This is a genomic window from uncultured Fibrella sp., assembly GCF_964250085.1.
Classification (GTDB): Bacteria; Bacteroidota; Bacteroidia; order Cytophagales; family Spirosomataceae; genus Fibrella.
Genome location: NZ_CAXUEC010000010.1, coordinates 259,841 through 286,150, shown reverse-complemented (window position 1 = coordinate 286,150; position 26,310 = coordinate 259,841). Strand labels below are relative to the sequence as shown.

20 protein-coding genes are annotated in these 26,310 nt (G+C 52.8%); 6 read left to right on the top strand and 14 right to left on the bottom strand.

Features of this window, described 5'->3' with window-relative positions:
• Window positions 1-56 precede the first annotated feature (56 nt).
• The 3 genes from ACFE8Q_RS25630 to ACFE8Q_RS25620 all read left to right on the top strand — a co-directional run bounded on the left by ACFE8Q_RS25630 (window position 57) and on the right by ACFE8Q_RS25620 (window position 5,449).
• Window positions 57-1,454 carry a methylmalonyl-CoA mutase family protein gene (locus tag ACFE8Q_RS25630; RefSeq protein WP_375448300.1) on the top strand — a complete coding sequence of 466 codons (1,398 nt, stop codon included), beginning with the start codon at window positions 57-59 and terminating at the stop codon, window positions 1,452-1,454.
• A 28-nt stretch (window positions 1,455-1,482) separates the two neighbouring features.
• Window positions 1,483-3,681 (top strand): methylmalonyl-CoA mutase, encoded by a 2,199-nt coding sequence (gene scpA / locus ACFE8Q_RS25625; RefSeq protein WP_375448299.1) that lies wholly within the window; start codon window positions 1,483-1,485, stop codon window positions 3,679-3,681.
• Between the two features lie 424 nt (window positions 3,682-4,105).
• The gene (locus ACFE8Q_RS25620) at window positions 4,106-5,449 is read left to right on the top strand and encodes a S41 family peptidase (RefSeq protein WP_375448298.1); all 1,344 of its coding nucleotides are present in this window, start codon (window positions 4,106-4,108) and stop codon (window positions 5,447-5,449) included.
• A gap of 6 nt (window positions 5,450-5,455) precedes the next feature.
• Here the strand turns inward: ACFE8Q_RS25620 and ACFE8Q_RS25615 are convergent, their stop codons facing one another.
• Together ACFE8Q_RS25615 and ACFE8Q_RS25610 are read right to left on the bottom strand one after the other, a co-directional pair.
• Window positions 5,456-6,682, bottom strand: coding sequence for an ATP-binding protein (locus ACFE8Q_RS25615; RefSeq protein WP_375448297.1), 1,227 nt, complete (start codon window positions 6,680-6,682; stop codon window positions 5,456-5,458).
• A gap of 246 nt (window positions 6,683-6,928) precedes the next feature.
• On the bottom strand, window positions 6,929-9,118 hold the full coding sequence (locus tag ACFE8Q_RS25610) for a tetratricopeptide repeat protein (protein WP_375448296.1): 2,190 nt from the start codon (window positions 9,116-9,118) through the stop codon (window positions 6,929-6,931).
• A gap of 114 nt (window positions 9,119-9,232) precedes the next feature.
• On the opposite strand from ACFE8Q_RS25610, the gene ACFE8Q_RS25605 reads away from it, so the two are divergent.
• On the top strand, window positions 9,233-10,111 hold the full coding sequence (locus tag ACFE8Q_RS25605) for a DNA/RNA non-specific endonuclease (protein ID WP_375448295.1): 879 nt from the start codon (window positions 9,233-9,235) through the stop codon (window positions 10,109-10,111).
• A gap of 64 nt (window positions 10,112-10,175) precedes the next feature.
• Here ACFE8Q_RS25605 and ACFE8Q_RS25600 read toward each other — a convergent pair whose 3' ends face one another.
• The 8 genes from ACFE8Q_RS25600 to lysM all read right to left on the bottom strand — a co-directional run bounded on the left by ACFE8Q_RS25600 (window position 10,176) and on the right by lysM (window position 19,965).
• Window positions 10,176-11,192, bottom strand: a complete 1,017-nt coding sequence (locus tag ACFE8Q_RS25600; RefSeq protein WP_375448294.1) for a GntR family transcriptional regulator — start codon at window positions 11,190-11,192, stop codon at window positions 10,176-10,178.
• Window positions 11,193-11,303: 111 nt separating this feature from the next.
• Entirely contained in the window at window positions 11,304-11,906 is a 603-nt protein-coding gene (locus ACFE8Q_RS25595) for a lactate utilization protein C (RefSeq protein WP_375448293.1), read from the bottom strand.
• A gap of 96 nt (window positions 11,907-12,002) precedes the next feature.
• Window positions 12,003-13,367, bottom strand: coding sequence for a lactate utilization protein B (locus tag ACFE8Q_RS25590; protein WP_375448292.1), 1,365 nt, complete (start codon window positions 13,365-13,367; stop codon window positions 12,003-12,005).
• 2 nt (window positions 13,368-13,369) lie between these two features.
• Window positions 13,370-14,137 (bottom strand): (Fe-S)-binding protein, encoded by a 768-nt coding sequence (locus ACFE8Q_RS25585; protein ID WP_375448291.1) that lies wholly within the window; start codon window positions 14,135-14,137, stop codon window positions 13,370-13,372.
• A 116-nt stretch (window positions 14,138-14,253) separates the two neighbouring features.
• Window positions 14,254-15,684, bottom strand: coding sequence for an FGGY-family carbohydrate kinase (locus ACFE8Q_RS25580; protein WP_375448290.1), 1,431 nt, complete (start codon window positions 15,682-15,684; stop codon window positions 14,254-14,256).
• A gap of 120 nt (window positions 15,685-15,804) precedes the next feature.
• Complete coding sequence (locus tag ACFE8Q_RS25575; RefSeq protein WP_375448289.1) at window positions 15,805-17,079, bottom strand: sugar isomerase; 1,275 nt, start codon at window positions 17,077-17,079, stop codon at window positions 15,805-15,807.
• Window positions 17,080-17,162: 83 nt separating this feature from the next.
• The gene (locus ACFE8Q_RS25570) at window positions 17,163-19,343 is read right to left on the bottom strand and encodes a bifunctional aldolase/short-chain dehydrogenase (protein WP_375448288.1); all 2,181 of its coding nucleotides are present in this window, start codon (window positions 19,341-19,343) and stop codon (window positions 17,163-17,165) included.
• A 151-nt stretch (window positions 19,344-19,494) separates the two neighbouring features.
• On the bottom strand, window positions 19,495-19,965 hold the full coding sequence (gene lysM, locus ACFE8Q_RS25565) for a peptidoglycan-binding protein LysM (RefSeq protein WP_375448287.1): 471 nt from the start codon (window positions 19,963-19,965) through the stop codon (window positions 19,495-19,497).
• A gap of 259 nt (window positions 19,966-20,224) precedes the next feature.
• Between lysM and ACFE8Q_RS25560 the strand changes: the two genes are divergently transcribed.
• Complete coding sequence (locus ACFE8Q_RS25560) at window positions 20,225-21,559, top strand: SGNH/GDSL hydrolase family protein (protein ID WP_375448286.1); 1,335 nt, start codon at window positions 20,225-20,227, stop codon at window positions 21,557-21,559.
• An 83-nt stretch (window positions 21,560-21,642) separates the two neighbouring features.
• Window positions 21,643-22,467: an outer membrane beta-barrel protein gene (locus tag ACFE8Q_RS25555; protein ID WP_375448285.1), complete on the top strand. Its 825-nt coding sequence runs from the start codon at window positions 21,643-21,645 to the stop codon at window positions 22,465-22,467.
• Window positions 22,468-22,600: 133 nt separating this feature from the next.
• Here ACFE8Q_RS25555 and accC read toward each other — a convergent pair whose 3' ends face one another.
• The 4 genes from accC to ACFE8Q_RS25535 form a co-directional block, all read right to left on the bottom strand.
• Window positions 22,601-23,944, bottom strand: coding sequence for an acetyl-CoA carboxylase biotin carboxylase subunit (accC, locus tag ACFE8Q_RS25550; RefSeq protein ID WP_375448284.1), 1,344 nt, complete (start codon window positions 23,942-23,944; stop codon window positions 22,601-22,603).
• Window positions 23,945-24,049: 105 nt separating this feature from the next.
• Window positions 24,050-24,529, bottom strand: coding sequence for an acetyl-CoA carboxylase biotin carboxyl carrier protein (accB, locus tag ACFE8Q_RS25545; RefSeq protein WP_375448283.1), 480 nt, complete (start codon window positions 24,527-24,529; stop codon window positions 24,050-24,052).
• 103 nt (window positions 24,530-24,632) lie between these two features.
• Entirely contained in the window at window positions 24,633-25,196 is a 564-nt protein-coding gene (efp, locus tag ACFE8Q_RS25540; RefSeq protein WP_375448282.1) for an elongation factor P, read from the bottom strand.
• A 124-nt stretch (window positions 25,197-25,320) separates the two neighbouring features.
• Entirely contained in the window at window positions 25,321-26,304 is a 984-nt protein-coding gene (locus tag ACFE8Q_RS25535; protein ID WP_375448281.1) for a beta-ketoacyl-ACP synthase III, read from the bottom strand.
• Window positions 26,305-26,310: the final 6 nt, after the last annotated feature.

The following is a 26,310-nucleotide window of genomic DNA, read 5'->3' as shown; positions in this document are numbered from 1 at the left end:
GAACCGAGAAAAAACAGTGCGTACCTTTAGCCTGTTCTGTGACTTTGTTAAGCCGTATGCCAACTCCATTTTCGCCACCCTTCCCCCCAGCCTCTCGTGCCGACTGGCTCAATCAGGTGCAAAAAGACCTGAAAGACAGCAACATATACGAAAGTTTACGTTGGGAGTCGCCCGAAGGGTTTATGGTTGAACCTTATTATACAGACGCCGGGCTCGATCCGCAGCAACTTGCATTTGTCCATAATGTCCAGAAATCAACCCCCGGCTGGCTCAATACGCCCCACTATTTTGCTTTACCGGGCCAGGAGAGGTCGCTGAACACCCGGCTGCGCGATGCCCTTGCCAACGGTGCCGACGCACTGGTGCTGAACGTACCTGACTGGTCCGACGCTTCGGCAGGATCGCCACATAGCCTTTCGCTGACTCGTCTGCTCGACGGCATTAAACTGAGCAATACGCCTGTTTTCTTTCGCCTGGGTGCTGGCAATCAGGCCGTATCGTTCCTACAAACACTTCGTCAGGTGGCTCCGTATCAGCTTAAGGGCGGCATGCTGACCGAGTCAGGCACAGCCCACCCCCCTACAGCGGGGTTGCCCATTGGTGCGCTTGCTGAGCTGATCGAGCAGAGCAGTGAGTCACCTAATTTTCGGGTGATTGGCATCAATAGCCACGATTTTCACGCGGCGGGCGGTACGGCCACTCAGGAACTGGCCTTTACGTTGGCCCGCCTCGCCGAGGTGTATGGCCAGCTACTTGAGTCAGGGCTGACCGTTGAGCAGCTTGCCTCAAAAACGGTGTTATCGGTTTCGGTTGGAACGAGCTATTTCATGGAAATGGCTAAACTCCGGGCACTGCGCGTACTGTTTGCCCGTTTCGCACCGTCGGCAGCTAGCCAGACTCTGCTGATTCATGGGCAGACGTCTACCTTTTACGAAGCCACCGCCACGCCTTATACGAACCTGCTTAGGGCCACCACCGAAGCCATGGCGGCGATCATTGGCGGCATCGATGCGCTGACAGTCCGGCCCTACGATGCCGTACTGAGCACGTTGGGTACGTTGCCAGAAAGCCATCCCACCGAATTTAGCGAGCGGATTGCCCGCAACGTGTCGACCCTGCTAAAAGCCGAAAGTTACCTCGACAAAGTAACCGACCCGGCCGCCGGCAGTTATTACATCGAAAACCTGACGCATCAACTGACTGAAGCCGCCTGGGCCTTATTTCAACAAGTTGAAGCGATGGGCGGTTTTACGAAGGCACTGGAAAACGGCTTTATTCAGCAACATCTCGACAAGGCATTTGCAGCGAAAGTCGATGCTGTTCGAAACGGCCGGATACTGGTTGGTGTGACTAAATTTCGGCACGACGAAGAAGGTGCCGAGACCAACCCTATACCGTCTGAAGGAGATGATATAGGTTTAAAAACCCGCCGGCTAGCAAACGAATTTGAATAGCTGTTTACTCCCCAAGACATTCAGCATCATGCAACCAACCTTCCTCAACAAGCAAAATTCCGATTCTGGATCACCTTCGAGCCAGTTGTTCACCACGTCTGAAGGAATTCGACTAAAACCGCGTTTTACGCTGGCCGACGTACCTGAAAACGTCTCGAACTGGCAGGCGGGTATTCCGCCCTATCTGCGTGGGCCGTATAGCAGCATGTACGTTCGTCAGCCGTGGACAATTCGCCAGTATGCCGGCTTTTCGACCGCCGAAGCGTCGAACGCTTTTTACCGGCGCAACCTGGCGGGTGGACAAAAAGGCCTGTCGGTTGCCTTTGATCTGGCTACGCACCGGGGTTATGATTCGGACCATCCGCGCGTGGTGGGCGACGTGGGCAAAGCGGGTGTGGCCATCGATTCGGTCGAAGACATGAAAATCCTGTTCGATCAGATTCCGCTCGATCAGATGTCGGTGTCGATGACCATGAACGGGGCCGTACTCCCCATCATGGCGTTTTACATCGTGGCGGCCGAAGAACAGGGCGTTGCGGCCGAAAAATTGTCGGGTACCATTCAGAATGATATTCTGAAGGAGTTCATGGTGCGGAACACCTACATCTACCCCCCCGAACCATCGATGCGGCTGATCGGCGATATTTTCGCTTACACCAGCCAACACATGCCCAAGTTCAATTCGATCAGTATCAGCGGGTATCATATGCACGAAGCGGGTGCACCGGCTCACCTCGAACTGGCCTACACCCTCGCCGACGGGCTGGAATACATCCGTACGGGTCTGGCGGCGGGCATGAGCATCGATCAGTTTGCGCCGCGCCTATCGTTTTTCTGGGGTATCGGCATGAACCACTTCATGGAGATCGCCAAGCTTCGGGCCGGGCGCTTACTCTGGGCTACGCTCGTGAAGCAGTTTGGACCGCAGAACGCCAAATCGCTGGCCTTACGTACCCACTGCCAAACGTCGGGCTACAGCCTCACCGAGCAGGACCCGTTCAACAACGTGGCCCGAACGGCCATTGAGGCGCTGGCGGCGGTACTGGGTGGCACGCAAAGCCTGCATACCAACTCACTCGACGAAGCCATTGCCCTGCCTACCGATTTTTCGGCCCGCATTGCCCGGAACACGCAACTGTATCTGCAACACGAAACCGACATCACCCGCGCCGTTGACCCCTGGGGCGGCTCGTACTATGTTGAGTACCTGACCAACGAACTCGTCGAGAAAGCGTGGGCGTTGATCGACGAGGTGGAACAGCTCGGAGGCATGACAAAAGCCATCGATACGGGGTTACCCAAGTTGCGTATCGAAGAGGCCGCTGCCCGTAAGCAAGCGCGCATCGACGGTGGTAAAGATGTGATTGTGGGCGTAAACCGCTACAAACCTGCCACCGATACCATCATTGACTTGCTGGACATTGACAACCAGGCGGTGCGCGAGTCGCAGGTGGCGCGGCTGGCGCAGGTACGTGCCAACCGGGATCAGGCGCAGGTTGACGAGGCATTGTCGGCACTGACAGCGGCGGCGCATAACCCCACCCCTATCCCCTCCCCAACGGGGAGGGGCACAACAGGAGATTCACCCCTCTCCAACGGGAAGGGGACGGGGGTGGGGTCAAACTTGCTCGCTCTCGCCGTTGAAGCCGCGCGTCACCGGGCTACGCTGGGCGAAATTTCGGATGCGCTCGAAAAAGCGTTTGGACGTCATAAGGCCACGATCCGTTCTGTATCGGGCGTGTATTCGGCCGAGGTGTCGGATGATGAGAACTTCCGACAGGCGCGCGAAATGACCAATCAGTTTGCCGCTGTTGACGGGCGTCGCCCCCGGATTCTGGTGGCTAAGATGGGGCAGGATGGGCATGACCGTGGGGCTAAAATCATCGCCACGAGTTTTGCTGACCTGGGCTTCGACGTGGATATGGGCCCTCTTTTTCAAACGCCCGCCGAAGTAGCCCGGCAAGCCGCCGAAAACGATGTGCATATCGTGGGCGTTTCCAGTTTGGCGGCCGGGCACAAAACGCTGGTGCCTCAACTCATTGACGAATTGAAAGCCATTGGCCGCGACGATATCATGGTCATTGCCGGGGGCGTTATTCCGGCGGGCGACTACCAGTTTCTATACGATGCGGGCGTAAAGGGCGTTTTTGGCCCTGGCACCATCATTTCCATCGCCGCCCAGAAGATTCTGGTCGAATTGATGGCACCAGGCGTTCCGGGCAGTTGAGTGGCCAATCAATGCTCTTTATATTTTTTTATGAAAAGCCACTGCCAACCTCCGGTCAGTGGCTTTGGTCTGTGTGGTGAACCTATCTGTACTTGCTCAACGTATGCGCTGCCTCGTTCTCCTGTGTTTAGCAGTCACAACTTCCCTTGCCCAACCGCTAACCGACACGCAAAAGCTTTCGTCGCTTTGTAAAGTCTGGGGCTTTCTGAAATATTACCACCCTGTTGTAGCATCGGGAAAGCGGGACTGGGATCAACAGCTAATTCAATTGCTTCCTGTTATCCGGCAGGTTAACAATAAGCGGGCGCTTAACGCTGTCTACGTCAGATTAATTGATAGTCTGGGCGTGGTAAAAAGATGTCGGAAATGCCAATTGGTAGCTGCACCGCCCACCCTTGGCCGGCAGAATCTGGACCTATCGTTTTTGACAGATTCCCTTCTCTTCACAGAAGCCGTTCGAAGCCGATTAACGTACCTGAAAGACAACCGGAATCAGGGTGACAACCAGTATGTACAACAGCAGAAAGGGATTGGGAACACAAGCTTCGAGAGCGAGAAGGGCTACGCAGATATGTCTATTCCAGATCAGCCCTACCGACTGCTGGCCCTGTTTCGGTACTGGACTATCATTCACTATTTCTTTCCATACAAATACGCTATTGATGGAAGCTGGGATGACGTTTTGATTCAGATGATTCCGATTTTTGAACAGGCAAACACGCCTGACACGTATCAACAAGCTATTTATCAACTCGTTGCCAGCATCAAAGACAGCCACGGATTTGTAACCTCAACCGATAAGTCACGCTGTTTGCGCTGCAACCTGGGTACGTTATGGCTGCCGTTCGAGCTTAAACTAATAAACGATAGAGCCGTTATTACCCGGTTTTATAATGACTCACTCAGCCAATCACCCGCCTTGACAGTTGGCACAGTGATCAGCGCCATTGATGGGCAACCCATTCGCGCACACATTGATCGGCTTCGGCCCTATGTATCGGCCTCTAACGAACTGGTTTTGCTGCGCAACGTCAGGAATCTTATTGGCGTTGGTACCGACAAGCAAGCCAGGCTCACAATCAACCAGCATGGTCGGGATACGACAATAGTTGTTTCACGGTACACCTACAAGGAGTTCGGCAAAAGTGCTTCCCTGTCGCTTAACGCTCACTACCCGGTCAGCCGATGGCTGCCTGATAGTATTGGGTATGTCAATATGGGACATCTAACTCAGCGTCAGATCGATAGTGTAATGACGCCCCTGCTGACAGCCCGCACCATTATTTTCGACTTACGCAATTACCCACAGGGAACACTGTCTCTGGTGGGCTTGTACCTGACTGATAAACGGCCAACATTTGCGCAGTTTACCCGTCCCAATTTGGCCTTCCCGGGTGTTTTTGAGCAAATGGGCTCATCCAAGCTGCCGTCGGCCAGGGTGAAACCATACACTGGAAATGTTATTGTTCTGGTGAATGAAGACACCCAAAGTCAGGCGGAATTTACCGCGATGGCCTTCCAGACACTCGACCGGGTAACCGTTGTCGGGAGCCCCACTGCCGGCGCTGATGGCAACATTTCGTGGGTGCCTTTGCCAGGCGGCTACCGTACTGCCTTCAGCGGCATTGGCGTATATTACCCGGACGGGCGGGAAACGCAACGTATTGGCATCGTGCCTGACGTAGTGGTACACCCTTCCAGTGAGGGGATCCGGGCAGGCCGTGATGAGGTGCTTGAACGGGCCATTGAGCTTAGCCACGGCCATTAACTGGGCCTACAGATTCATCGGCCAGCGAAGGATGAAGGTGGCTCCTTCGCCGGGTTTGCCAATGGCCTGGATGGTTCCGCCGTGGTTCTGCATCACGCGTCGACAAATGGCCAACCCAATGCCGGTGCCAGCGTACTGCTGCTGGCTGTGAAGCCGTTGAAATAAGTTGAAAATCCGATCGCTATACACGGGATCAAAGCCGATTCCCTCATCCGCAATCGTTAGCTGGTGTTGCTCAGGTACGTCTCCGCTAGCCAGGCGCTGGTACGTGATGGTGACGCTGGGTGCATGACCGGGACGATGGTATTTGAGTGCGTTACTGATCAGATTAGTAAACAGTTGTTGAAAAGCAAGCCGGTTAACGGCTACCGTTGGCAGCGGATCAACCTGCATCTGCGCCTGCTTCGACAATATTGGCTCATGGAGAGTTGCCCGTGCCTGATTGACCAGTTCAGTAAGATCTACGACTTCATCTTCATTGGTCCGCCGGGCGGCATTTACCTGCGAGTAGGCAGTGAGGTCAGTGATCAGTTGCTGCATTCGGGCGGCGGCGGCGGTGGAACGACGGAAGAACTCCTGCCCCTGCTCCGACAACCGATCCGACTCCTGGTCGAGGATGAGTTGATTGAAACTTTTTATTTTTCGTAGCGGCTCCTGTAAATCATGACTGGCGATATACGTAAACGTATTGGCCTCAGCAACAAGCTGCTCCAGTTTCTTGTTTTTCTCTTCGAGTAGCCGGTTCAGATCAATCAGGTGTTGTTCCTGCTGTTTGCGTTTGGTAATGTCCATGTCGATCCCAAATACGCCGATGGCTTCCCCGGCTTCGTTCCGCATGATCTGCCCGTTGGTGTAGATATAAATCTCGCGCCCCAGCTTATCATACCGCCGGTACTCCATCTCCACATCATTGCCTTGCAGCAGCCGTTCCACGGCTGTTTGTAGAATTGGCAGATCGTCGATATGGGTCGATCTGGCAACGCTGTCCAGGTCAACGCTCACTTCGCCCGTTTGATATCCCCAGAACTGATACATCTCCGGGCTCCATCGTATTTCAGTTCCTCCAAAATACCACTCCCAACTGGCCATGCCTGCCATACGCTGCGCCTGACTTAACTGGGCTTCGCGCAAGAGCAGTTTCTCGCGAAGGGTTCGCTCCTGATCTGAGGAAGCCTGCGCCTCAGAACCAGGCAGGCCGGTCAGCGCAGGGCTGGTTGTAGGAGTAAGCGACATACGTAATCAACTTGGCAGAACAAACGGTGGTTACGGACAATTAAGTATACGAAGCCATGAAGATACACATCTACAAGTTCAATGACGTATGCACATGGAGTTGTATTTACATACCTGTAACGATACGCCTTCATGACAGGTGTTGGACACGTAGCCACTCCTAAAAGAAAGCGTGGCGTCTTTCTGATAATGAGCCTGTTAGAAGCTCGCTATCAGAAAGACGCCACGCTTATGTATTCGCTATTTTTAGTTGCGGGTAATCACCGAATCAGGGAGGAAACGAACATCGAGACCAGTTGCTTTTTTCAGCGCAGCGTAATTGTTCTTGCCATCCTGATAAGCCGGATTCACCTCCATCGACTTGTTGTAATAGTACGAAGCCAGTTGGTATTTACCCTCGTTCTGATAAATAACCCCGAGGTTATTGTAAGCGGGCGCATACGACGAAGCCGCCTTGATGGTCTGCTTGTAATAATGCTTGGCCGAATCGACGTTGGGCGTGATCCGCTGGAAAACGTAGGCCATCGAGAAGTACGATTCACCAAAATTCGGGTAAATCTTGCACGACTCCTGGAGGTGATCCAACGCCAGACGAGCATATTTACCAGCTTCCTTATTGTATTCCGGCAGCATAGCCTGATATTTTTTAATCGAATCGGCTTTGGCTTTGTAGCGCGCCATCCGCACGTTGGCCGAGTCGATTTTAGCGCGTTCTTTCAGGCCTTTCTCGATCCATTCGTTGGCCACGTGGCGCTGTACCTGGCAACTCGTAGGCGCGTAGGGCAGGGCCGAGTTGAACAGCACAAAGTTGTTTTCCCAATCGGGGTTGCGGGTGATGGTTTTGAACGAATACAGGCCACACGTGAGGCCAACAACCAGCGCCAGCGGCGCGTAATTGAGAGCTACCTGCGCCATAGCAGGCCGTGGTGCACGAAATGAATCGAGTACTGACTGGCTGTCGGTTTCAGGTACGTTGTCGGGTACGTTGGTTTTGGCTTTATCCAGGCCAAACCGGGCAACGGCTGCCTGAACGGCCCAAATCAGCACAAAGGCGAAGCCCATCACGGCGGCGTAGGTAAAACGCTCGGCCAGAATACCACCCCGGCTGAAGATAAAGCCCAGACCAGGCACCATCGTGACAAAGAACCAGAACAGGCCAAACCCCCAAAGGGTACGCCGCCGGAAACCAATCCATGTTAATATAACCATGCCAACCATTGAGAAGAAGCCCAGCCACGACATAATATCCCCTTTACCGCCCGTTGGAATTACGTTGAACGAATAGTCATAGACCAGCGGATGGGGCAACACCAGCAGCTTCAGGTAGTACATGAAGAACTTGAACATGGTCGACGTCTTCGTATTCAGGATGGCGTACGGATAGTTAGCCCAGTCGACCGGTGGGTTACCGCTTAGCGTGCCAATCATCTTCTGTTTCTGATAGAAAAACAAGGCTGAAATAATCAGGAACGGCCACAGGCTGATCATTGAGTTAAAGACATTACGGCGGGCAAACCAGTACTGCATGGCCGGAATCAGCGCAAGGCTCACGATCGAGGATTCTTTCGACAGAAACGCGAAGTACAGCGAGGCACATGCCAGGCCAACCCAACTTGTCGACAACGCACCCATGATAACCACGCCAATGATACCACCCGCCGTTGACCCGAATGAATTGACCAGTAGGCTACTACCAATAACCCAGCCCGCTACTACCGAAAACACGGTCAACAAACCACCAAGGGCAATATCAGCCGTTGGTCCCTGATACCAGAACGACGTTTTAGCTTCGAGGTGCTTCCAATAGGTCAGCAGCATGAGCGAGATGAACAGAAAGCTCAGCAGTTCGTCGCGGCCTTTGATGTTGGCCACAATCTCGGTATGAAGCGGGTGCGTAATGAACACCAGCCCGACCAGGAAAGCGACAACCACTTTGCCAGGCAACCATTTTTGCAGTAACGCGCCGATGCTAAGGCCGGTAAGGCCGTACAAAGCAGCGTTGATCATGTGGCTGTATTCAGGGTGCTTATCGCCAAAGAATTCCTGTTCCAACGCAAACGTAATCAGCGAAAGCGGGCGGTAATACCCCAGCGAAATGTTGCTGAAGTGCCAGAATTCGGTTCGCATCAGGTCGGGCAATCCTTTTAATCCCTGCTTCACAAACAGGTTCTGCCCGATAGCAGCAATGTCGTCAAGGGCGTACTGATGCCCGAATGTATTGGCGTACAGAAGCAGACCAATTGCTGCCAGGGCCAGCATGGGCCACCAGGCTACCGGGCTGGGGTCGATGGGTAAATCAGAGACAGCAGGCGTTGATGGTCGGGGTGCGGCGACAGGCTGCGGTCGCGGGGGAGTTGCCACCACCGGACGAGGCGCGGCGGTTTGCGGGGCTGTGTAGCCGGTACGTTGCGGTACGGCCGGTTTCTTTTTACTCATACGTATGGGTTGTGATACTAAATATGCCTAAAAAACAGGCTACATTGTGGTTTCTGGTCTGTTTTCAGTAAATCCGGGTTTACTGGTATTTTAGTCAAGTAAAGTTCCGCAAGTATGCTAACAAAATCAACGTTCACGCAAAATCGGCTACTGACAATCCTGCTTTTCAGCAGCTTGCTCGTAACGCTGAATGGCTGTTTGCCACCCCCTACCGGCTCAAAGCCTCCCAGCCGGTCGGTCCAATTCGTTAGCGAGCACCTTACCTTAGGTAATCCAAGCCAGGCCAGCACAGTCGATCCTGACAATTACCTGCTGGAAAAACCGCAGTTCGCCATAAGTTACAATCGTAGCCGGGGTATTGCCAACTGGGTAAGCTGGCACCTCAGCCCTGAGTGGCGCGGCGATGCGGCCCGAACCAAAACGTTCCGCCCTGATCCTGATTTACCCGCTGGTTATTCAACGATCAAATCAAGCGATTATGAGAAGACGGGCTTCGATCGGGGCCACCTGTGCCCATCGGAAGACCGCGACAGTAACCCAACCGACAACGCAGCCACGTTCGTCCTATCAAACGTCGTGCCGCAAGCACCGAAATTTAACCGGGAAACGTGGAAGTATCTGGAAGAATATGCCCGAAAACTGCTCGACAGTGGCAACGAAGTGTATCTGGTGGCTGGTGCAACCGGCGTTGGCGGTACTGGCGAACAGGGTTTTGCCAGCAGCATAGGCAATGGAAAAATCACGGTTCCCGCCGCCATGTGGAAAGTGTTGCTGGTGTTGCCAAACGGTACTGATGACCTAAACCGGATTGGCGTTAACACACAAGTTGTCGCCGTGTACATCGCTAACGACCAGTCGGTGTCTGCCCAGAAATGGACCAGCTATCGACTGTCAGTCAATGAATTGGAGAAAAAGACGGGCCTGACCTTTTTCTCCAACTTACCACCCGACGTACAGATTGCGCTGAAAAAACAAACCGGCACAGGCTATTAATGTACCACGGACTTTAGTCCGTTTTTTTAAACAAAAACGGACTAAAGTCCGTGGTACAACGTACCTACAGCGATTTCCGAACGGTTAGCTGGAATGGATTTTTGATCTGCCCCGTTACTTTACCCGTCACCAACTGAGCGGCTGTGCGGCCCATCTGGGCAAAATCCGTGGAGATAACGGTGATGCCATCCAGCAGCAGTTCTTTCAGTGGCGTTTCATTGTACGACAGAATCCCGACTTCGCGACCTACCTGATATGGCGTCTCTTTAATTTTTTTGATCAACGTAACCAGGTCCTCTTCCATGAGGTTGATATAGGCACAATCGGGCATAATGTCGACCGCCTTAATAGCGGGCGTTACGTGTGCTCTGAAGCCGTAATCGGTGCAAAAGCGGTGGAATCCGGCCAGAATTCCTTCGGGGTGGTAGGTGTAATCCGGGAACAGGATATTCAACGTGGCGTATTTGCGCAACAAGGGTAGCGCATCGGTCAGGGCCTGCACAAGGTCATTCTCAAAGTCCTGATAGACAGCCGAATAACGACCAGTAAGGCCGGTAATAAGCTTATCCATCACCACCAGTTTATGCTTGGGCAGCGTGTTGATCAGGTCAACGGCGCGTTCGCCACCTTCATAAAAATGGGGAATGATGACGTAATGCGTATAACCGTGCGCGTGATTTGGCAGAATCGTTTTAAAAAGCCGGAAATCGTTGTTGTAGATAAAAAAGTCGATGGGTACGTCCGGTCCAAGCTCGTCGATGAAGGCGTCGTAGATGATCTTTTTGTGGGCACTAAGCTTATTGAAGAGCAGGAAAACCTTCAACGCCCGGTTTATTTCCAGATCACTGATATAGGAACCCTTTCCTTTCGTCGACTCGATTATTTTTTTTTCTTTCAGCAGGTCATAGGCCCGTTCCACCGTCCGCTTCGACACGTCGAACTCGGCACATACCTCGAAAATGGACGGCAGTTTATCGCCCGGCAGTATGTCCTTGTTCCGTATTCCTTCCGTGATGGAATTGTAGATCTGGAGGTACTTGGGCGTACTCGAAAAGTCGTTGATTGCAATCTGCTGAAGCATTACGGACAAGGATGAGGCGGGCCGCCAAAGCGGATGAAGGATGAATAACTTTGCGGACTACTAACGCCTTTTATGGTGCAAAGCTATTCATCACTATTCATTCATCCTTCCTTATTCATCACTCATCATTATAAATACCGTTAGGCCACGTGCACCGTGGGCGCCGATGACCAGACTTTGTTCAATGTCAGCCGTTTTGGATGGGCCTGATATGAACGTGCCGAAACCAGTAGCCGCCACATCGATACGGCGGTAGGCTTCGTGCATATTGGTTACCAGATCGGCCTGCCGGATCACAATTGCCAGGTACTGCGTAATCATGGGCAGGGCGCGGAAATGTGATGGTATATGTTGTTCGTCGACCCAAATGGCGGCGTTTTCGGCCACGCCCAGTTGTCCGCCAATAATGGCCAGGTTCAGGCCAGCCAGGTCGTGGGGCACCGTAATAAGCGTCAGGTCTATATCGCTGACATGGGCTAGTTCAGGAATCGTAGTGCCAATATTGAGTACATCGGCGTAGGTTTCGTCCAGGTACGTGGCAATGGCCGTATAATCGGGTACGGTCACCGCCCGTCCGCCTACAGTCGCCAGCACATCGGCAAATTGCGTAACCAGATCGGGGTACGTAGTCTCAAATGTAAACTGTTCAGGCAACGGCAACCGGTCAGGCTGATTAGCCTGAATTGCTGCCAGTATCGTTTCGCGGGAAGCCATTTTCAGTGAACAATGAGCAATGTTCGTTTGCTCAGCTTAGGAACGCACTAAGTTAAGTAATATGGTGACTGGTAACTACTCATTGTTGATTGAAATTTAATGATTATTTATAAACCAGTCGCGGAAGCTCTCGGCCGGGGGCTCAGGCATTTCGCGGTGATTATACCAGGGGTTCAGCCCGTTTTCGGCTACCACGGGCGCAAAACGCAACACACCCCGCCCTACTTTTCCGGCCATCCGGTACAGGCGGGGCGACTCCAGTACACTCGCCATCGTTTTCATGGCGATGGTCTTGGCGGCTGGGCCGTAGCCTTCCTGCATCAGCACCTGCCGCCACTTATACAGTTGCTCATGGATGTCGATTTTCACCGGGCACACGTTGCTGCACGAGCCACAAAGCGTACTGGCAAAAGGCAAATCGACGTTCTGGCGCATATCGAGGTTGGGCGCGAGAATAGACCCAATTGGTCCGGCAATGGCGGTGTGATAGCTATGGCCTCCGCTACGCCGGTAAACGGGGCAAGTGTTGAAGCAGGCCGCACACCGAATACATTTCAGCGAATTCCGAAAATCGGGCCGTCCAAGCTGACGGCTCCGGCCATTATCCACAATGATCAGGTGCATCTGCTGGCCTTTCCGGGGCTTGTGAAAATGACTCGAAAACGTGGTAATGGGCTGACCAGTAGCCGACCGGGCCAGCAACCGCAGAAAAACGCCCAGGTGTTCGGCCTTTGGAATGACCTTCTCGAAACCCATACAGGCGATATGTACGTCGGCCAGGTGCACGCCCATATCGGCGTTGCCTTCGTTAGTACACACAACGAATCCGCCCGTTTCAGCAATGGCAAAATTAACGCCGGTGAGGGCTACTTTCCGGGTCAGAAACGTGTCGCGCAGGTGTAGACGGGCCGCTTCGGTCAGGTATTGCGGATCAGTAGCGCCCGCGTCGGTGCCCAGGTGTTTATAGAACGTGTCGCCCACGTCGCTCCGCTTAAGGTGAATAGCCGGCAACACAATATGGCTGGGTGGCTCTTCCCGCATCTGCACGATTCGCTCGCCCAGATCAGAGTCGATCACGTCGATACCGTGCGATTTCAGGTACTCGTTCAGGTGGCACTCCTCCGTCAGCATCGACTTCGATTTCACCATTTGTTGTACCTTGTTATCTGTCAGTATCTGGTGGACAATGGCGTTGTGTTCAGCGGCATCGGCGGCCCAGTGTACGGTGATCCCATTGCGCAAGGCGTTCTCTTCAAACCGTACCAGTAACTCGTGCATGTTGGAGAGCACGTGATTCTTTATCTGCGAGGCCGCTTCGCGCAGCCCCTCCCATTCGGGTATCGACTGCGCTGCCCGGTCGCGTTTGCTCCGCACAAACCAGAGCGTTTCGTCGTGCCAGTCAACGCGGGCTTCATCTTTATTGAAGACGGCGGCGGCTTCAGCATGCGATATCTTATTCATGATCAGACGGCTAACAACTCCGAAATATGTTTTACAGCTACGGTACTTCCCTGCCGCCGCAGGATTCCTTCCATGTGCATCAGGCAGGATACGTCTACACCCGTGATCACATCAACATTATGCCGCAGGTGATCGGCAACCCGGTCTTTACCCATTTTCGACGAGATGGCTTCTTCCGTTACACAGAACGTGCCACCAAACCCACAACACTCATCGCGACGGTCAAGGTCCACTAATTCAAGTCCGTCCACCATCTGGATCAGCCGGGCCGGTTTCGAGACGCCCTGCTTTCCCATTAGTTCAGACATGGGCGACAGGTGTAGCCCCCGCTGCCCGTGGCAACTTTGGTGCAGTCCTACGCGCAGGGGACGACGTACCCCGGCCGGACGTACCTGGCTCTGGATCGGCAACGCGTTTACGTTCAGCACGTCGGTCAGAAATTCAGTGAGTTCATACACCCGGCCACGAATGGCCGCTGCATCGGCATCGGTGGCGGCATCGTGGCCATGCAGGTGCTGCTTGACATGCAGCGTACAACTACCCGACGGCGACACGACGTAATCGTAACCCGCAAAATTTCGAATGAAGTTCTCATCGCAGCCGCCTGCCAGATGCGCATAACCCGAATTGGCCATTGGTTGTCCGCAACAGGTTTGATTCAGGGGGTAATCGACGGAGCAACCCAGTTGGTCAAGTAGTGCCAGCGTTGCTTTGGCTACCTGCGGATAAAACTGATCGACGTAACAGGGAATGAATAAGCCTATTTTCATGGGAGACCCTAACAAAGGAGGTTCTTAGGTACTAGTTGATTAGTTAATTGGACAATTAGCTAGTCAAGAGTGATTTAAGAATATGTAATTAACCAGTTAACCACTCAACCAGTTACTTAACTCTCTGGCTCAACTTCCGGGGCCGGATAATATGTTAAATTAATCAAATCTGCCGGAACCGGATCGGGATTCCAGTGCTCGTGGATAGCCAGTGCTGCGCCCAACGCCGTTGCCTGTGCCACCGATGCCGCCCAAACGTCGACATCAGGAAACGCCGCCGCCAATAAATTCATATAGATTGGGTTGTGGCTAAATCCGCCATCTACAAAGATGCGGCTGATAGGACCAACCGAATGGCTCGGAATAACCAGCGCCGTTGAAATCAACTGTTGCGCCATCAGATCGAGCATTAGCTGATGGTAGGCCGTTTCATAGTCAGGAAAATCGGCCAGATCGCGCCGCACAAACGCCGACTGGGTGAAGGGCGGAATGGTTGCGGGCGGGGTCATGCCCAGCCAATCACTATCCGTTTCGGCTTCGTTCGCGTGGGTACGTTGTAATTGGCTGATAATGTCGGCGTTATAGCCAACGTGCTTGTAGTAGGATTCAGGTACGTTGAAATGGGCGGCCAACCGTTTGGTCTGCTGCTCATGCTCATTACCCGCAAAGAGCCGCGACGCTTTTACGGGTTTTCCTTTATAGGTCAGGTAACACAGGCAATCATACTGTAATTCTTCGGCCGTCAGCGGATCGGTATTGAACGGATTCATGCTGATGCACCACGTACCTGTCGAGATCAGAACAAACGACTCCCGAAAAGAGGCCAGGTAGGGAATCAGCGCCGATGAGGAATCATGCAAACCGACACCAACCTTCAATGTCTTCCCTCCAACCGACACTGAGGTCACACTGTCAGACGGAGCCAGCACCGAAAGGCAGCTATCCAGTTGTTCCTGTTTTACCCAATCGTGGTAATCGGCCTGCTGAAAATCCCAAAGCATGGTATGGCAGCCAATGCTGGTCATTTCGGCCACTGGCTGGCTGGTAACCAGGTAGCTCATGTATTGCGGCAAGTGCAGGGCATAGGCAACCTGAGCAAACAGATCGGCCCGTTCGTGCTTAAGGCGGTATAGCTGTAGGCCCGAATTCAGGCTGTCCAGTGCGGGCGAAGCTGTTCCAACCGAAAGCCTGTCCGACGGGCCGTACTGGTTGTAAAACTGCTCCCGAAGGTCATCGGGAAACGGTTTCAGGTAGTTGGCGAGGCAACCGACCGGTTTACCATCTTTATCGACGTAGACAAAACTGGCGCCGTAGGTGGTAAAATTCAGGGCCTGCACGTCATAATCTGGCAGGCTGATTACGTCCTTGACAGCCTCTAATGCCCAGTTAATCAGGCGTTCCAGGTCTTCACAGGGATCGCCATCATCGTCAACCGTTTCAGTCAATTGCTCTGACCGTTCCCACACAAGCTGGTACTGGCGATCAAAAAGGAACACCTTCTTGTTCGTCTTGCCAACATCAACAATAGCAATTACGGGCGTTTTCAAAGAGTGAAAGAGGAAAAGAGTGAAAGAGCGACTGTCTTATGCCGGAACGAAGAGAAGGACGAACAGCTAGCCTAAGATAGCGTTCGCTCTTTCACTCTTTTCCTCTTTCACTCATTAGTTTTAAAGTCCTGTGGCTACTGTTTTCAGTCCGCGTTCGCCGATAAGTTGCCCGCGCACGTCGAGTTGGCGGAACAGCCCCAGCGGATTCAACGCCCCACCCGCCCGGAGGCGAGCTTCGGCCACCAGCGGGCGCACATCGGTACGGAACGCATCCTGCAACAGTTCCTGCGCCCGAACCACGTCGTTGGCTTCGCGGGCTTCTTCCAGCGCGGCCCGGTCAACGAGCAATGCCTGGGCGTAGGCCAGTTGAATGGCTTCGACCGACTGCAACAGGTCTTCGAGCGGGTCTTTCACGTTATGGCTGGCGTCGATCATCCAGCCCAGGTCGTCGGCGTGGTTCATGCCACGCGCATCCATGCCTTCGATCAGTTCGCAGAAGATCAGGAACAGTTGGTAGGGCCGGATGCTGCCTACAGTCAGGTCGTCGTCGCCGTATTTCGAGTCGTTGAAGTGAAACCCGCCCAGCTTGCCTTCCTGCAACAGAATAGCCACGATCTGCTCGATGTTGGCATTGGGCAGGTGGTGACCCAGATCGACAAGCGTATATGCTTTTGGCCCTAACTTACTGGCATAGAGATAGCTGCTTCCCCAATCACCAACTGTCATCGAATAAAAATTGGGTTCAAACGCTTTGTACTCGACAAACACTTTCCAGTCGTCGGGCAACGCTGAATAGATGGCCTGGAGGCTTTCGAGGGTGCGCGAAAACGCTTTGCGGAAATTGAGCTGACCGGGGAAACACGACCCGTCTGATAGCCAGACCGTCAGTGATTTTGACTCCAGTGCCACGCCGTGCCGGATAACCTCGATGTTGTGATCGATGGCCTGCTGACGAACTGCCGCATCGGCATGTTGGAGCGACCCAAATTTGTAGCTCAGCAATTGATCGGGCTGATCCTGAAACGTATTGGAGTTGACGGCATCGAAACGCAAACCCAGTTGTGCCGCGCGTTGCTGAATAGCCGCCACATCGCCAGGTACGTCCCACGGAATGTGCAACGAGATAGCGCCGCTACTCCGGTTCAGGGCGTGTAACAGGCCCACATCGTCCATCTTTTCTTCCAGCGAACGGGGCTCACCACCACCGGGGAAACGGCCAAACCGCGTTCCGCCGGTGCCCAGCGCCCAGCTTGGAATAGCGATCTGAAAATCAATGAGTTTTTGAATAACAGCCTCCGCGTTTTCCAGTTCACCGGTCCAGGGAGCTAGTTTGCGTTGGTGCCCGGCCAGCAAGCTGGCGTTATGGTCTTGTAGTTGGTTATGATTCAGGTTCATGGGAGTAGTCAGTTATCAATTATCAATGAACAATTATCAACAACTCTGTCTTGCAATTGAATTGGTGACAATTGTTCATTGCTTTACCGTACAAACGCCATGGCAACGCCGCCATCGACGTTCAGTACATTACCGGTTGATTTATTGAGTAGGCCACCCACGAACGCAAAGCAGGCGTTGGCAATATCGTCGGGGAGGATCACTTCATTCAGCAGGGTCCGTTTGGCGTAATACGCGGGGAGTTCCTCCACCGTGATGCCATACGCTTTGGCGCGACCTTCGGCCCAACCGCCCGCCCAGATGTTGGAGTCGGAAATAACGGCATCGGGATTCACCGTGTTGACCCGGATGTGGTCGCCGCCCAGTTCGGCCGCATTCAGGCGGCTCAGGTGCAGTTGCGCCGCTTTCGCCGAGCCATAACCAGCGTTGTTTGGTCCGGCAACCAGCGCATTTTTCGATACGATGTTCACAATATCACCGCCCAGCTTCTGCTTCCGCATGACAGCTACGGCCGCCTGAGTAACCATAAACTGGCCTTTCACCAGAATATCATATAGCCGATCCCATTCTTCGATAGTATGCTCGGCGATAGGCCGCGAAATGCTGATACCCGCGTTGTTAACGACGATATCAACGCCCCCGAACGCCAGGCAAGCCGCTTTATAGGCGTCGCCGATGCTACCGCCGTCAGTCACGTTCAATGTTGTCGTGGCCACGGCATCAGCCCCGAATGCTTTGATAAATTCCGCCTTCGACGCGTCGAGTCGTTCCTGGTCAATATCGTTCAAAATGACACACGCTCCTTCCTGCGCCATTTTCTTGGCGATAGCCTTACCAATCCCGCCGCCGCTGCCCGTCACGAGCGCGATCTTGCCCGACAGGGGCTTCGGTTTGGGCATGCGCTGAAGTTTTGCTTCTTCGAGCAGCCAGTACTCAATGTTAAAGGCTTCCTGACGAGGCAGTGACGTGTATTCCGAAATAGCCTCGGCACCGCGCATCACGTTGATGGCGTTGATATAGAATTCGGCGGCTACGCGGGCCGTCTGTTTGTCTTTGGCAAAGGTGAACATGCCCACGCCGGGCCACAGCAATACCACTGGATTCTTATCACGAATGGCCGGGCTGTTTGGGTGCTTGCAGGTATCATAATAAGCCTGATACATAACCCGGTAAGCGTTGAATGCGGGTTCGAGCCGCGCCTGAATGGCGGCAATGTCGCTCACATCTTCGTCGGGTGCCAGGTCGAGCACGAGTGGGCTGATCTTGGTGCGCAGGAAGTGATCGGGGCAGGACGTACCCAGCGGAGCCAACCGCGCTAGATCGTTCGAGTTGGTAAACTCCAGCACGCGTTCATCATCGGTAAAATGGCCGATCATGTGGCGCTCTGTGCTACACAGGCCCCGAAGGATCGGTGCCAACGAAGCCGCCTGTTCTTTTCTGGTATTGGGAGCTTCACTTTCGATGCGCTGTCCACCAAAGACCGGACCTTTTTTCCCCGTTTGCGATTCAATGTACTCGGCACACCGCTCCACCACTTCGAGCGTATTTATATAGCTTTCGTAGGCGGTATCACCCCAGGTAAACAGGCCGTGCGACCCGAGCATAATGCCCCGCAGTTGAATGCCATTGGCGGCGTTTTCGTCGAGGCAGTTACGCAGTTGCAGCCCCAGATCGAAACCGGGCTTCTGCCAGTCAACCCATCCAATCTGTCCGTCGAACAGTTCCTCGGTGATGCGTTTACCGTCTTTGGCCGCCGCAATGGCAATCGCCGCATCGGGGTGCAGGTGATCGATGTGCGCAAAGGGAAGAAATCCGTGCAGGGGTGTATCGATAGAAGGCGCTTTGGAGGCCAGGTCGTAGAGGCAGTAGTTGAATAGGTCAACCATCTCGTCTTCCTGCTCGATACCCCGGTAAATCCCCTCCAGGCTTCGTAGCCGGTCGACATAAAGGGCGGCCAGCCCGGAGCGGGTGAGCGTACCAATATCACCACCAGAGCCTTTCACCCACATTACCTCTGTAGATCTGCCGGTTAGCGGGTCTTTCGCCATTGCTTTGCAGGATGTGTTTCCGCCGCCATAGTTGGTTAGCCGCAGATCGGCACCCAGCAGGTTAGACCGGTAAATAAGCAGGGCCACCTCACGGTCGTGGGGTTCGCCAGTGGCCAGTAGCTCGGCAGCCTTAGCCTCGTCCCAGAGGTAACTGACGTGGTTGAAAACGTGAGTTTGGGAAACGTGAGTTTGGGAAACGTGAGTTTGGTTTAGCATACAACTAACTCGATGTGTTGCTTTAAAGAAGATTCAACACAAACGTACCTACTGCCATCAGGCTTAGTTTCCTCCTCCTCCCTACCGGTATAAGCCAAAAAAGCCTGTCACCATACTGGCGACAGGCTTCTCCGTTAGGCTTTTAATCAGCCTATAATTGCGGAATCCGCAGAACCTGACCCGGATAGATCAGATCAGGGCTTTTCAGCATAGGCTTGTTGGCCTCGAAGATGATGCCGTACTTCATTGGGTCGCCATATACTTTCTTAGAAATAGCCGATAATGTATCGCCTTCTTCAACCGTGTGAAACTTAGCTTCCGGCTCAGGACTATCGACCACCAATTGGTTGTCAACGACCGTTACGCCCTCTACGTTACCTACAGCCAACGCAATTTTCTCGGCGTCTTCCTGCTTGGCCACCTCACCTTCGATGGTCACCGTGTCGCCTTTGGTTTTAATTGTCAGCGTTTTGTAGGCGAGGCCTAACTGTTTAACGTGACTTAGTAAAGCACTGGCTTTCAGCGGCTCCGGATCGGCAGCGGCGGGCGTTGCAGCAGGTGCGTCTTCGCTTTTTCCGAAGACTTTTTCACCAACACCTTTGAAAAAACTTAATAGACCCATGTGTGTAAAAAAAGATTAAGTGTGAGACATTGGTTTTATACAGGCACAAACAACGCGTTTTCCCCAAACAAACCAACATACAGACGAGCTTATTATTCTATTGTCACATCTGAATTTGCTCTATTGGCATACAGGAGAGATGACCAGATTCACAAAAAAACCTTGCTAAATACTATTCAATGCACCTAGAGGCACCTGTAAGCCTGTTATATTTGTGTGAACACGACCAAAGTGTCTTCATATAATCGTTACAATGCTTATGCAATTTCGCTTTACCCATCCCCTACGCTGGATAGCCCTCATGGGCCTTATGGTTAGTACGGCAGGATGCTATGAAAACGACCAGCCTGGGGTTATTGACCCGCTCTTACCTGGTACAGCTAATTTCACCAAATATGTTGCAGTTGGCAATTCACTTACAGCAGGTTATGCCGACAATGGATTGTATCGCGACGGGCAGCTTAATTCGTACCCGAGCATTCTGGCCCAACAATTTCGGTTGGTCCGCGGTGGCAGCACGTTTGTCCAGCCACTGTTCACTCCTGAACAGGCTGCCGGAACCGGTTACCTTAAGCTAACCAGCCTCCCCACCGCCGCTTCAGGCGGACTGCCTGTTACCGCACAAGTGGCTCCGCAGGCAGTACGCGGCCTGGTCAACGGTAAACCGCTCTTTACCAAATTTATCGGTCCCCTCAACAACCTTGGTGTACCCGGTATTCGGATGAGCGACACCCAGACGCCCGGTTATGGATCAGCCGCCGGTAATCCGTATTTCGAGCGGTTACTACCCGATGTGTCTGCATTACGGACTTACCAGCAGTTTGTGGGTGATAACGTGACCGATGCGACGTTCTTCTCGTGCTTTATGGGAAATAACGATGCACTTGGATACGCTACCACGGGTGGTGTTACTCCGTTTACACCAACTGCGCTGTTTACTGCCAACTACAATGCGCTGATCAGTACGCTCAACGCCAACGGTCGGCAGGGTGTGGTCATCGGTATTCCTAAGGTGACGACGGCTGCCTTCTTCCAGACGGTTACGCTTACCCAGGTAATCGCCAAAATTGCGGCGGCTAACCCGGCCGTTACGGCGCTGGTCATTCAGGCACCACTGGCACCGGGTGGTATTCGGGCCTCCAAAACTGGTGATTTGCTACTGCTGGCGCAGCAGGCGGCCTACGCTACCATTGGCCGCACGGATGTTGGCACAAAAATTGGCCCCTACGGTCTGTCGCTGACCAATCCATTGGCCAACGAACTGGTACTGGATGCCGAAGAGGTAGCGGCGTTGAATGCCAAGATCGATGAGTATAACGGGATCATGAAGGCGCAGGCGGATAGCCGTGGGCTTGCCTGGGTCGATGTTAGCACGCTGACGAATCAGTTATCAACTGGCCTGGCGCAGAATGGCGTAAACTTCTCGCTGAGCTACATCCTGGGCGGTGTAATGAGCTTGGATGGTATTCACTTTACACCGGCCGGGTATGCCCTGCTGGCCAATGAGATCATCAAAAGCATCAACGCCAAGTATAGCTCCACTATTCCGCTGGTTGACGCCACGCGCTACCGCAAAGTTCTGGTTCAACCTTAAAGCACAGCGGGTAGACCTTGATTAACATAGATGCGGTTCATTACCGGTATCTGATAGTCAGCGTTCAACCTGCATTGATCCCTATGAAATATTCAGTACACAACATAGCTGCTGCCCTGCTGTTGACATCAACGGCCGTACTGGCGCAGTCGCCATCTCAGTCGCCCATTCGCTCAATCGAAGTAGGCTTAAAAGGTGGCCCCACCTTTGTACATGGTTATACGACTATTCCGGCCCAGCCAACGGGTATTGCGGGTGTAACGATACCGCAAATCGATAACAAGCGCAACGGTACTGGTGTAGGCTACACAGGCGGGGCGTTTGTTCGGTTCAATAGCTATAACCGGAAAGGGTTCGTTCAGGTTGAATTGACCTACAACCGGTATCTGTTGAAGCAGAAAACGAACGTTACACTCGATGTGAATGCCGAACCAAGTCTGGCGGCACAGCTACCAATCAGTTTCGCGCCGGGTCTGCTCAACGCAACGGTCGATATCACGTCTGAGTCGTCTATCGAGTCATTCAACGTACCTGTACTTTTCGGGCGGCGTTTGTTAAACAATAAGCTCCGTGCGTACATGGGGCCGACGCTGATTTTTGTCAACAAGTCGCAGGCTGAGCGCAGTACGGTTGGCCAGGTTAACCCCAATGCGGCCATCGGTTTTGCGGCGGCCATTGCCATTCCGCCAACGCCGGAGACGACCAATCTGCTGAGCAGCCGGGAAGCAGCCAACCTGGAAGTGAAACGATTTACCTGGGCGCTGGAAGTAGGCCTGGGCGTATCGCCTCTCTCCTGGCTTGACCTTGACATTCGCTATGCTGTTCCCGCTGGTGGCGTTTATAAGGATACAAATATCAAAGGGTATCTGGGCATTGCCAGCGTCACAGCAGGCATCAAGCTTCCGTAGAGCAAGTAGCAGCGCAACAACCTGTTGCTGACAACGTACCTGGCTTCCACAAAAAAGCCGCTCCTGACTGTTCAGGAGCGGCTTTTTTTAAGCTTATAAGGTCCTGGTTAGACCTTATAGTTTTTTTTACAGACTATAGATCAGAGAAATCGAACGTTTCCAGAAATGCGGTCGTGAAATTACCCGACTGGAAACCGGGATCGTCCATCAGCTTGATGTGGAACGGAATTGTGGTTTTGATTCCTTCAATTACAAATTCCTGCAAAGCCCGCTTCATGCGCGTTAACACCTCTGCCCGCGACTGCCCCGATACGATCAGTTTGGCAATCATCGAGTCGTAGTTTGGTGGAATAACGTACCCAGTATACACATGGCTATCGATTCGAACACCGTGACCGCCGGGGAAGTGCAGGTTTGTGATCTTACCGGGCGATGGGCGGAAGTTGTTGGCTGGGTCTTCGGCGTTGATCCGGCACTCCAGCGCAAACAGTTTCGGCGTATAGTTGACCCCCGAAATTGGCACGCCAGCGGCTACTTTGATCTGTTCTTTGATCAGGTCAAAATCCGTCACTTCTTCCGTAATCGGGTGCTCTACCTGAATCCGGGTGTTCATTTCCATGAAATAGAACTCGCCATGCTTATCCACCAGAAACTCAACCGTACCAGCCCCTTCATACCCAATCGACTGAGCGCCCCGGATGGCTGCTTCGCCCATCCGTGTCCGTAAATCGTCGGTCATAATTGGCGAAGGCGTTTCTTCCAGTAGTTTCTGGTGCCGCCGCTGAATGGAGCAATCACGCTCCGACAGGTGGCACACTTTACCGTACTGGTCACCTACAATCTGGATTTCGATATGGCGGGGTTCTTCAACGAATTTCTCAAGATAAAGACCATCATTACCAAAAGCTGCCCCGGCCTCAGTGCGCGCATCATTCCAGGCTTTCTCGAAGTCGGATTCGGCTTTGATGATCCGCATGCCACGACCACCACCACCGGCTGTTGCCTTGATGATGACCGGATAACCCATACCCGCTGCCAGTTCTTTTCCCTGCTCAATCGATTCCAAGAGACCTTCTGAACCGGGAATTACAGGTACACCGGCTGCCCGCATACTGGCCTTCGCCGTAGCTTTATCGCCCATGCTGTTGATCTGATCAGCCGTGGCGCCAATGAACTTGATTCCGTAGTCGGCACAGATTTGCGAGAATTCAGCGTTTTCTGACAAAAAGCCGTAGCCAGGGTGAATAGCGTCGGCTCCCGTCACTTCAGCAGCCGAAATAATACTCGGAATATTCAGATACGACTGGCGACTAGCCGGAGGACCAATGCAGACCGCCTCATCGGCAAATCGCACATGGAGGCTGTCACGATCGGCTGTTGAGTAAACGGCCACCGTACGAATGCCCATTTCGCGGCAGGTACGTATGATCCGCAACGCAATCTCGCCCCGATTTGCAATTAGGATTTTCTTGAACATAAAAAACAGTTTTCTGTTTTCTGTCTTCAGTTTTCTGTTGCTCCGCTGATTCACAGTTCTCCAGCCAGTGGAGCAACAGAAAACTGAAGACAGAAAACAGAAAACTTATAGTGGTTCGACAATAAATAACGGCTGGTCGTACTCGACAGGCGTCGCATTCTCAACAAGCACTTTCACGATGCGACCCGATATTTCGGCTTCTATTTCGTTGAAAAGTTTCATCGCTTCAATGATACACACCACTTTACCAGGTTTGATCTCGTCGCCTACCTCTGCAAACATGGGCGATTCAGGATTGGCCGACCGGTAGAACGTACCTATCATCGGTGATTTGATCGTGACATGGTTCGTGGCTGGCGCTTCGGCGGCAGGCGCTGGCGTAGCAACGGGAGCCGCCGCTGGCTGCGCGGTGGGGGCTGCTACTGGAGCCGCTGCTGGCAGCATAGCTGGTACCGGAGCCGCAATTACAGCCGGAGCTGCAGAGCGCTTCACGTTGATTTTCAGCTCGCTAGTCTCGATTTTCACCTCGTCGAGGCCTGATTTCGAGATGAAATCGATCAGTTGTTGAATGTCTTGTGTGCTCATATCTTAAAAAAAGGGTTTACCGTTTTCAGTTTGCTGTTTTCAGTTGCTCTGCTGTTAAGTAGCGTGTCTTTAAGACAACGCAACTGAAAACGGTAAACTTCTTCTACTTCACTCGTTCCTGGTATTCCCGTGTGCGGGTGTCGACACGGATTTTATCACCTTGGTTAATGAACAGGGGTACGTTGATCATCGCACCTGATTCTACTTCTACGCGCTTTTTAGCACCGCTCGACGTATCACCTTTCAAACCGGGTTCGGCGTAAGTTACCTCAAGTTCAACCGAAACGGGTAGTTCGCAAGTCAATGGCGTGTCGTTTTCGGCGTTCATCAGTATTTCTACCTCCTGCCCTTCACGCATCAGATCAGCCTGGTCAAGAATTTTTTCGTCGATATTAATTTGATCGAACGTTTCCTGATCCATGAAGTTATAACCAGCTTCATCTTTGTAGAGGTACTGGAATTTCCGACGCTCAACCCGAACAGGAATAATTGTTACTCCTGAGTTAAATGTGTTATCGATAACCCGGCCCGTTGTCAGGCTTTTTAGTTTCGTACGAACGAAAGCGGCCCCTTTTCCGGGCTTAACATGTTGAAATTCAACAATTTGAAAAAGGTCGTAGTTGTGGTTAATAACTAAGCCGTTCCGAATATCTGCGGTCGTTGCCATATTTTGAAATGTAATTAATTGTCATTAATGGTCACTTATAGTCATTTTCTGTCATTAGCTATAATCGCAGACGTCAACAAGTGAATGACTATCAATGACCATTTAATGACTACGAATGACCTGTTTAGTAAGCCCACTTCACGTATACCGCCCCCCAGGTAAAACCGCCCCCAAAGGCAGCCAGTACAAGGTTATCGCCTTTTTGTAACCGCGATTCGTAGTCAAACAGGCACAATGGAATAGTGGCGGCCGTGGTGTTGCCGTACTTATGAATATTAAGCATCACCTTATCCGACCCGATTCCCATGCGGTTGGCGGTGGCATCGATAATGCGTTTGTTTGCCTGATGCGGTACCAGCCACGCCACATCGCCCCCATCGAGGTGGTTGCGTTGCATGATTTCGGCGGATACATCGGCCATGTTTTTCACGGCAAATTTAAAAACAGACGGGCCATCCTGATACACGTAGTGCCAGCGCTTCTCAACGGTTTCGTGGCTGGGTGGGTAGCGGCTTCCGCCCGCTTTCTGGAAAAGATGATACTGACCTACACCATCTGACCGGATAATTGAATCGAGGATGCCGTACCCTTCTTCGGCCGCTTCCAGCAGCACTGCTCCCGCGCCATCGCCAAAAAGAACGCAGGTTGTCCGGTCGGTATAATCGGTAATGGCCGACATTTTATCAGCCCCCACAACGATCACTTTCCGGTACTTACCACTTTCAATAAACTGAGTACCAACGGTTAGTGCGTAAAGGAAGCCAGAGCAGGCAGCCTGAATGTCGAAGCTTCCAATATGGTGAATGCCAACCATATCGCAGATAAGATTGGCCGTGGCCGGAAATACATAATCGGGTGTAACGGTGGCGCAGATCAGCAGGTCGACATCTTCAGGGGCAGTATTGGTCTTGGCCAATAGTCCGCGCACGGCTTCGGCTCCCATATGCGAACTTCCCATACCCTCACCTTTAAGAATATGTCGCTCTTTGATGCCAGTGCGCGACGTGATCCATTCGTCGTTGGTATCGACCATCCGCTCCAGTTCAGCGTTGGTCAATACGTAATCAGGTACGTAGCCATGAACACCGGTAATTGCTGCTTTTATCATAAATCT

Coding starts and splice junctions, on each gene's coding strand:
- ACFE8Q_RS25630 (WP_375448300.1), top strand. CDS start 57: ATGCCAACTCCATTTTCGCCACCCTTCCCCCCAGCCTCTCGTGCCGAC.
- scpA (WP_375448299.1), top strand. CDS start 1,483: ATGCAACCAACCTTCCTCAACAAGCAAAATTCCGATTCTGGATCACCT.
- ACFE8Q_RS25615 (WP_375448297.1), bottom strand. CDS start 6,682: ATGTCGCTTACTCCTACAACCAGCCCTGCGCTGACCGGCCTGCCTGGT.
- ACFE8Q_RS25610 (WP_375448296.1), bottom strand. CDS start 9,118: ATGAGTAAAAAGAAACCGGCCGTACCGCAACGTACCGGCTACACAGCC.
- ACFE8Q_RS25605 (WP_375448295.1), top strand. CDS start 9,233: ATGCTAACAAAATCAACGTTCACGCAAAATCGGCTACTGACAATCCTG.
- ACFE8Q_RS25600 (WP_375448294.1), bottom strand. CDS start 11,192: ATGCTTCAGCAGATTGCAATCAACGACTTTTCGAGTACGCCCAAGTAC.
- ACFE8Q_RS25595 (WP_375448293.1), bottom strand. CDS start 11,906: ATGGCTTCCCGCGAAACGATACTGGCAGCAATTCAGGCTAATCAGCCT.
- ACFE8Q_RS25590 (WP_375448292.1), bottom strand. CDS start 13,367: ATGAATAAGATATCGCATGCTGAAGCCGCCGCCGTCTTCAATAAAGAT.
- ACFE8Q_RS25585 (WP_375448291.1), bottom strand. CDS start 14,137: ATGAAAATAGGCTTATTCATTCCCTGTTACGTCGATCAGTTTTATCCG.
- ACFE8Q_RS25575 (WP_375448289.1), bottom strand. CDS start 17,079: ATGAACCTGAATCATAACCAACTACAAGACCATAACGCCAGCTTGCTG.
- ACFE8Q_RS25570 (WP_375448288.1), bottom strand. CDS start 19,343: ATGCTAAACCAAACTCACGTTTCCCAAACTCACGTTTCCCAAACTCAC.
- lysM (WP_375448287.1), bottom strand. CDS start 19,965: ATGGGTCTATTAAGTTTTTTCAAAGGTGTTGGTGAAAAAGTCTTCGGA.
- ACFE8Q_RS25560 (WP_375448286.1), top strand. CDS start 20,225: ATGCAATTTCGCTTTACCCATCCCCTACGCTGGATAGCCCTCATGGGC.
- ACFE8Q_RS25555 (WP_375448285.1), top strand. CDS start 21,643: ATGAAATATTCAGTACACAACATAGCTGCTGCCCTGCTGTTGACATCA.
- accC (WP_375448284.1), bottom strand. CDS start 23,944: ATGTTCAAGAAAATCCTAATTGCAAATCGGGGCGAGATTGCGTTGCGG.
- accB (WP_375448283.1), bottom strand. CDS start 24,529: ATGAGCACACAAGACATTCAACAACTGATCGATTTCATCTCGAAATCA.
- efp (WP_375448282.1), bottom strand. CDS start 25,196: ATGGCAACGACCGCAGATATTCGGAACGGCTTAGTTATTAACCACAAC.
- ACFE8Q_RS25535 (WP_375448281.1), bottom strand. CDS start 26,304: ATGATAAAAGCAGCAATTACCGGTGTTCATGGCTACGTACCTGATTAC.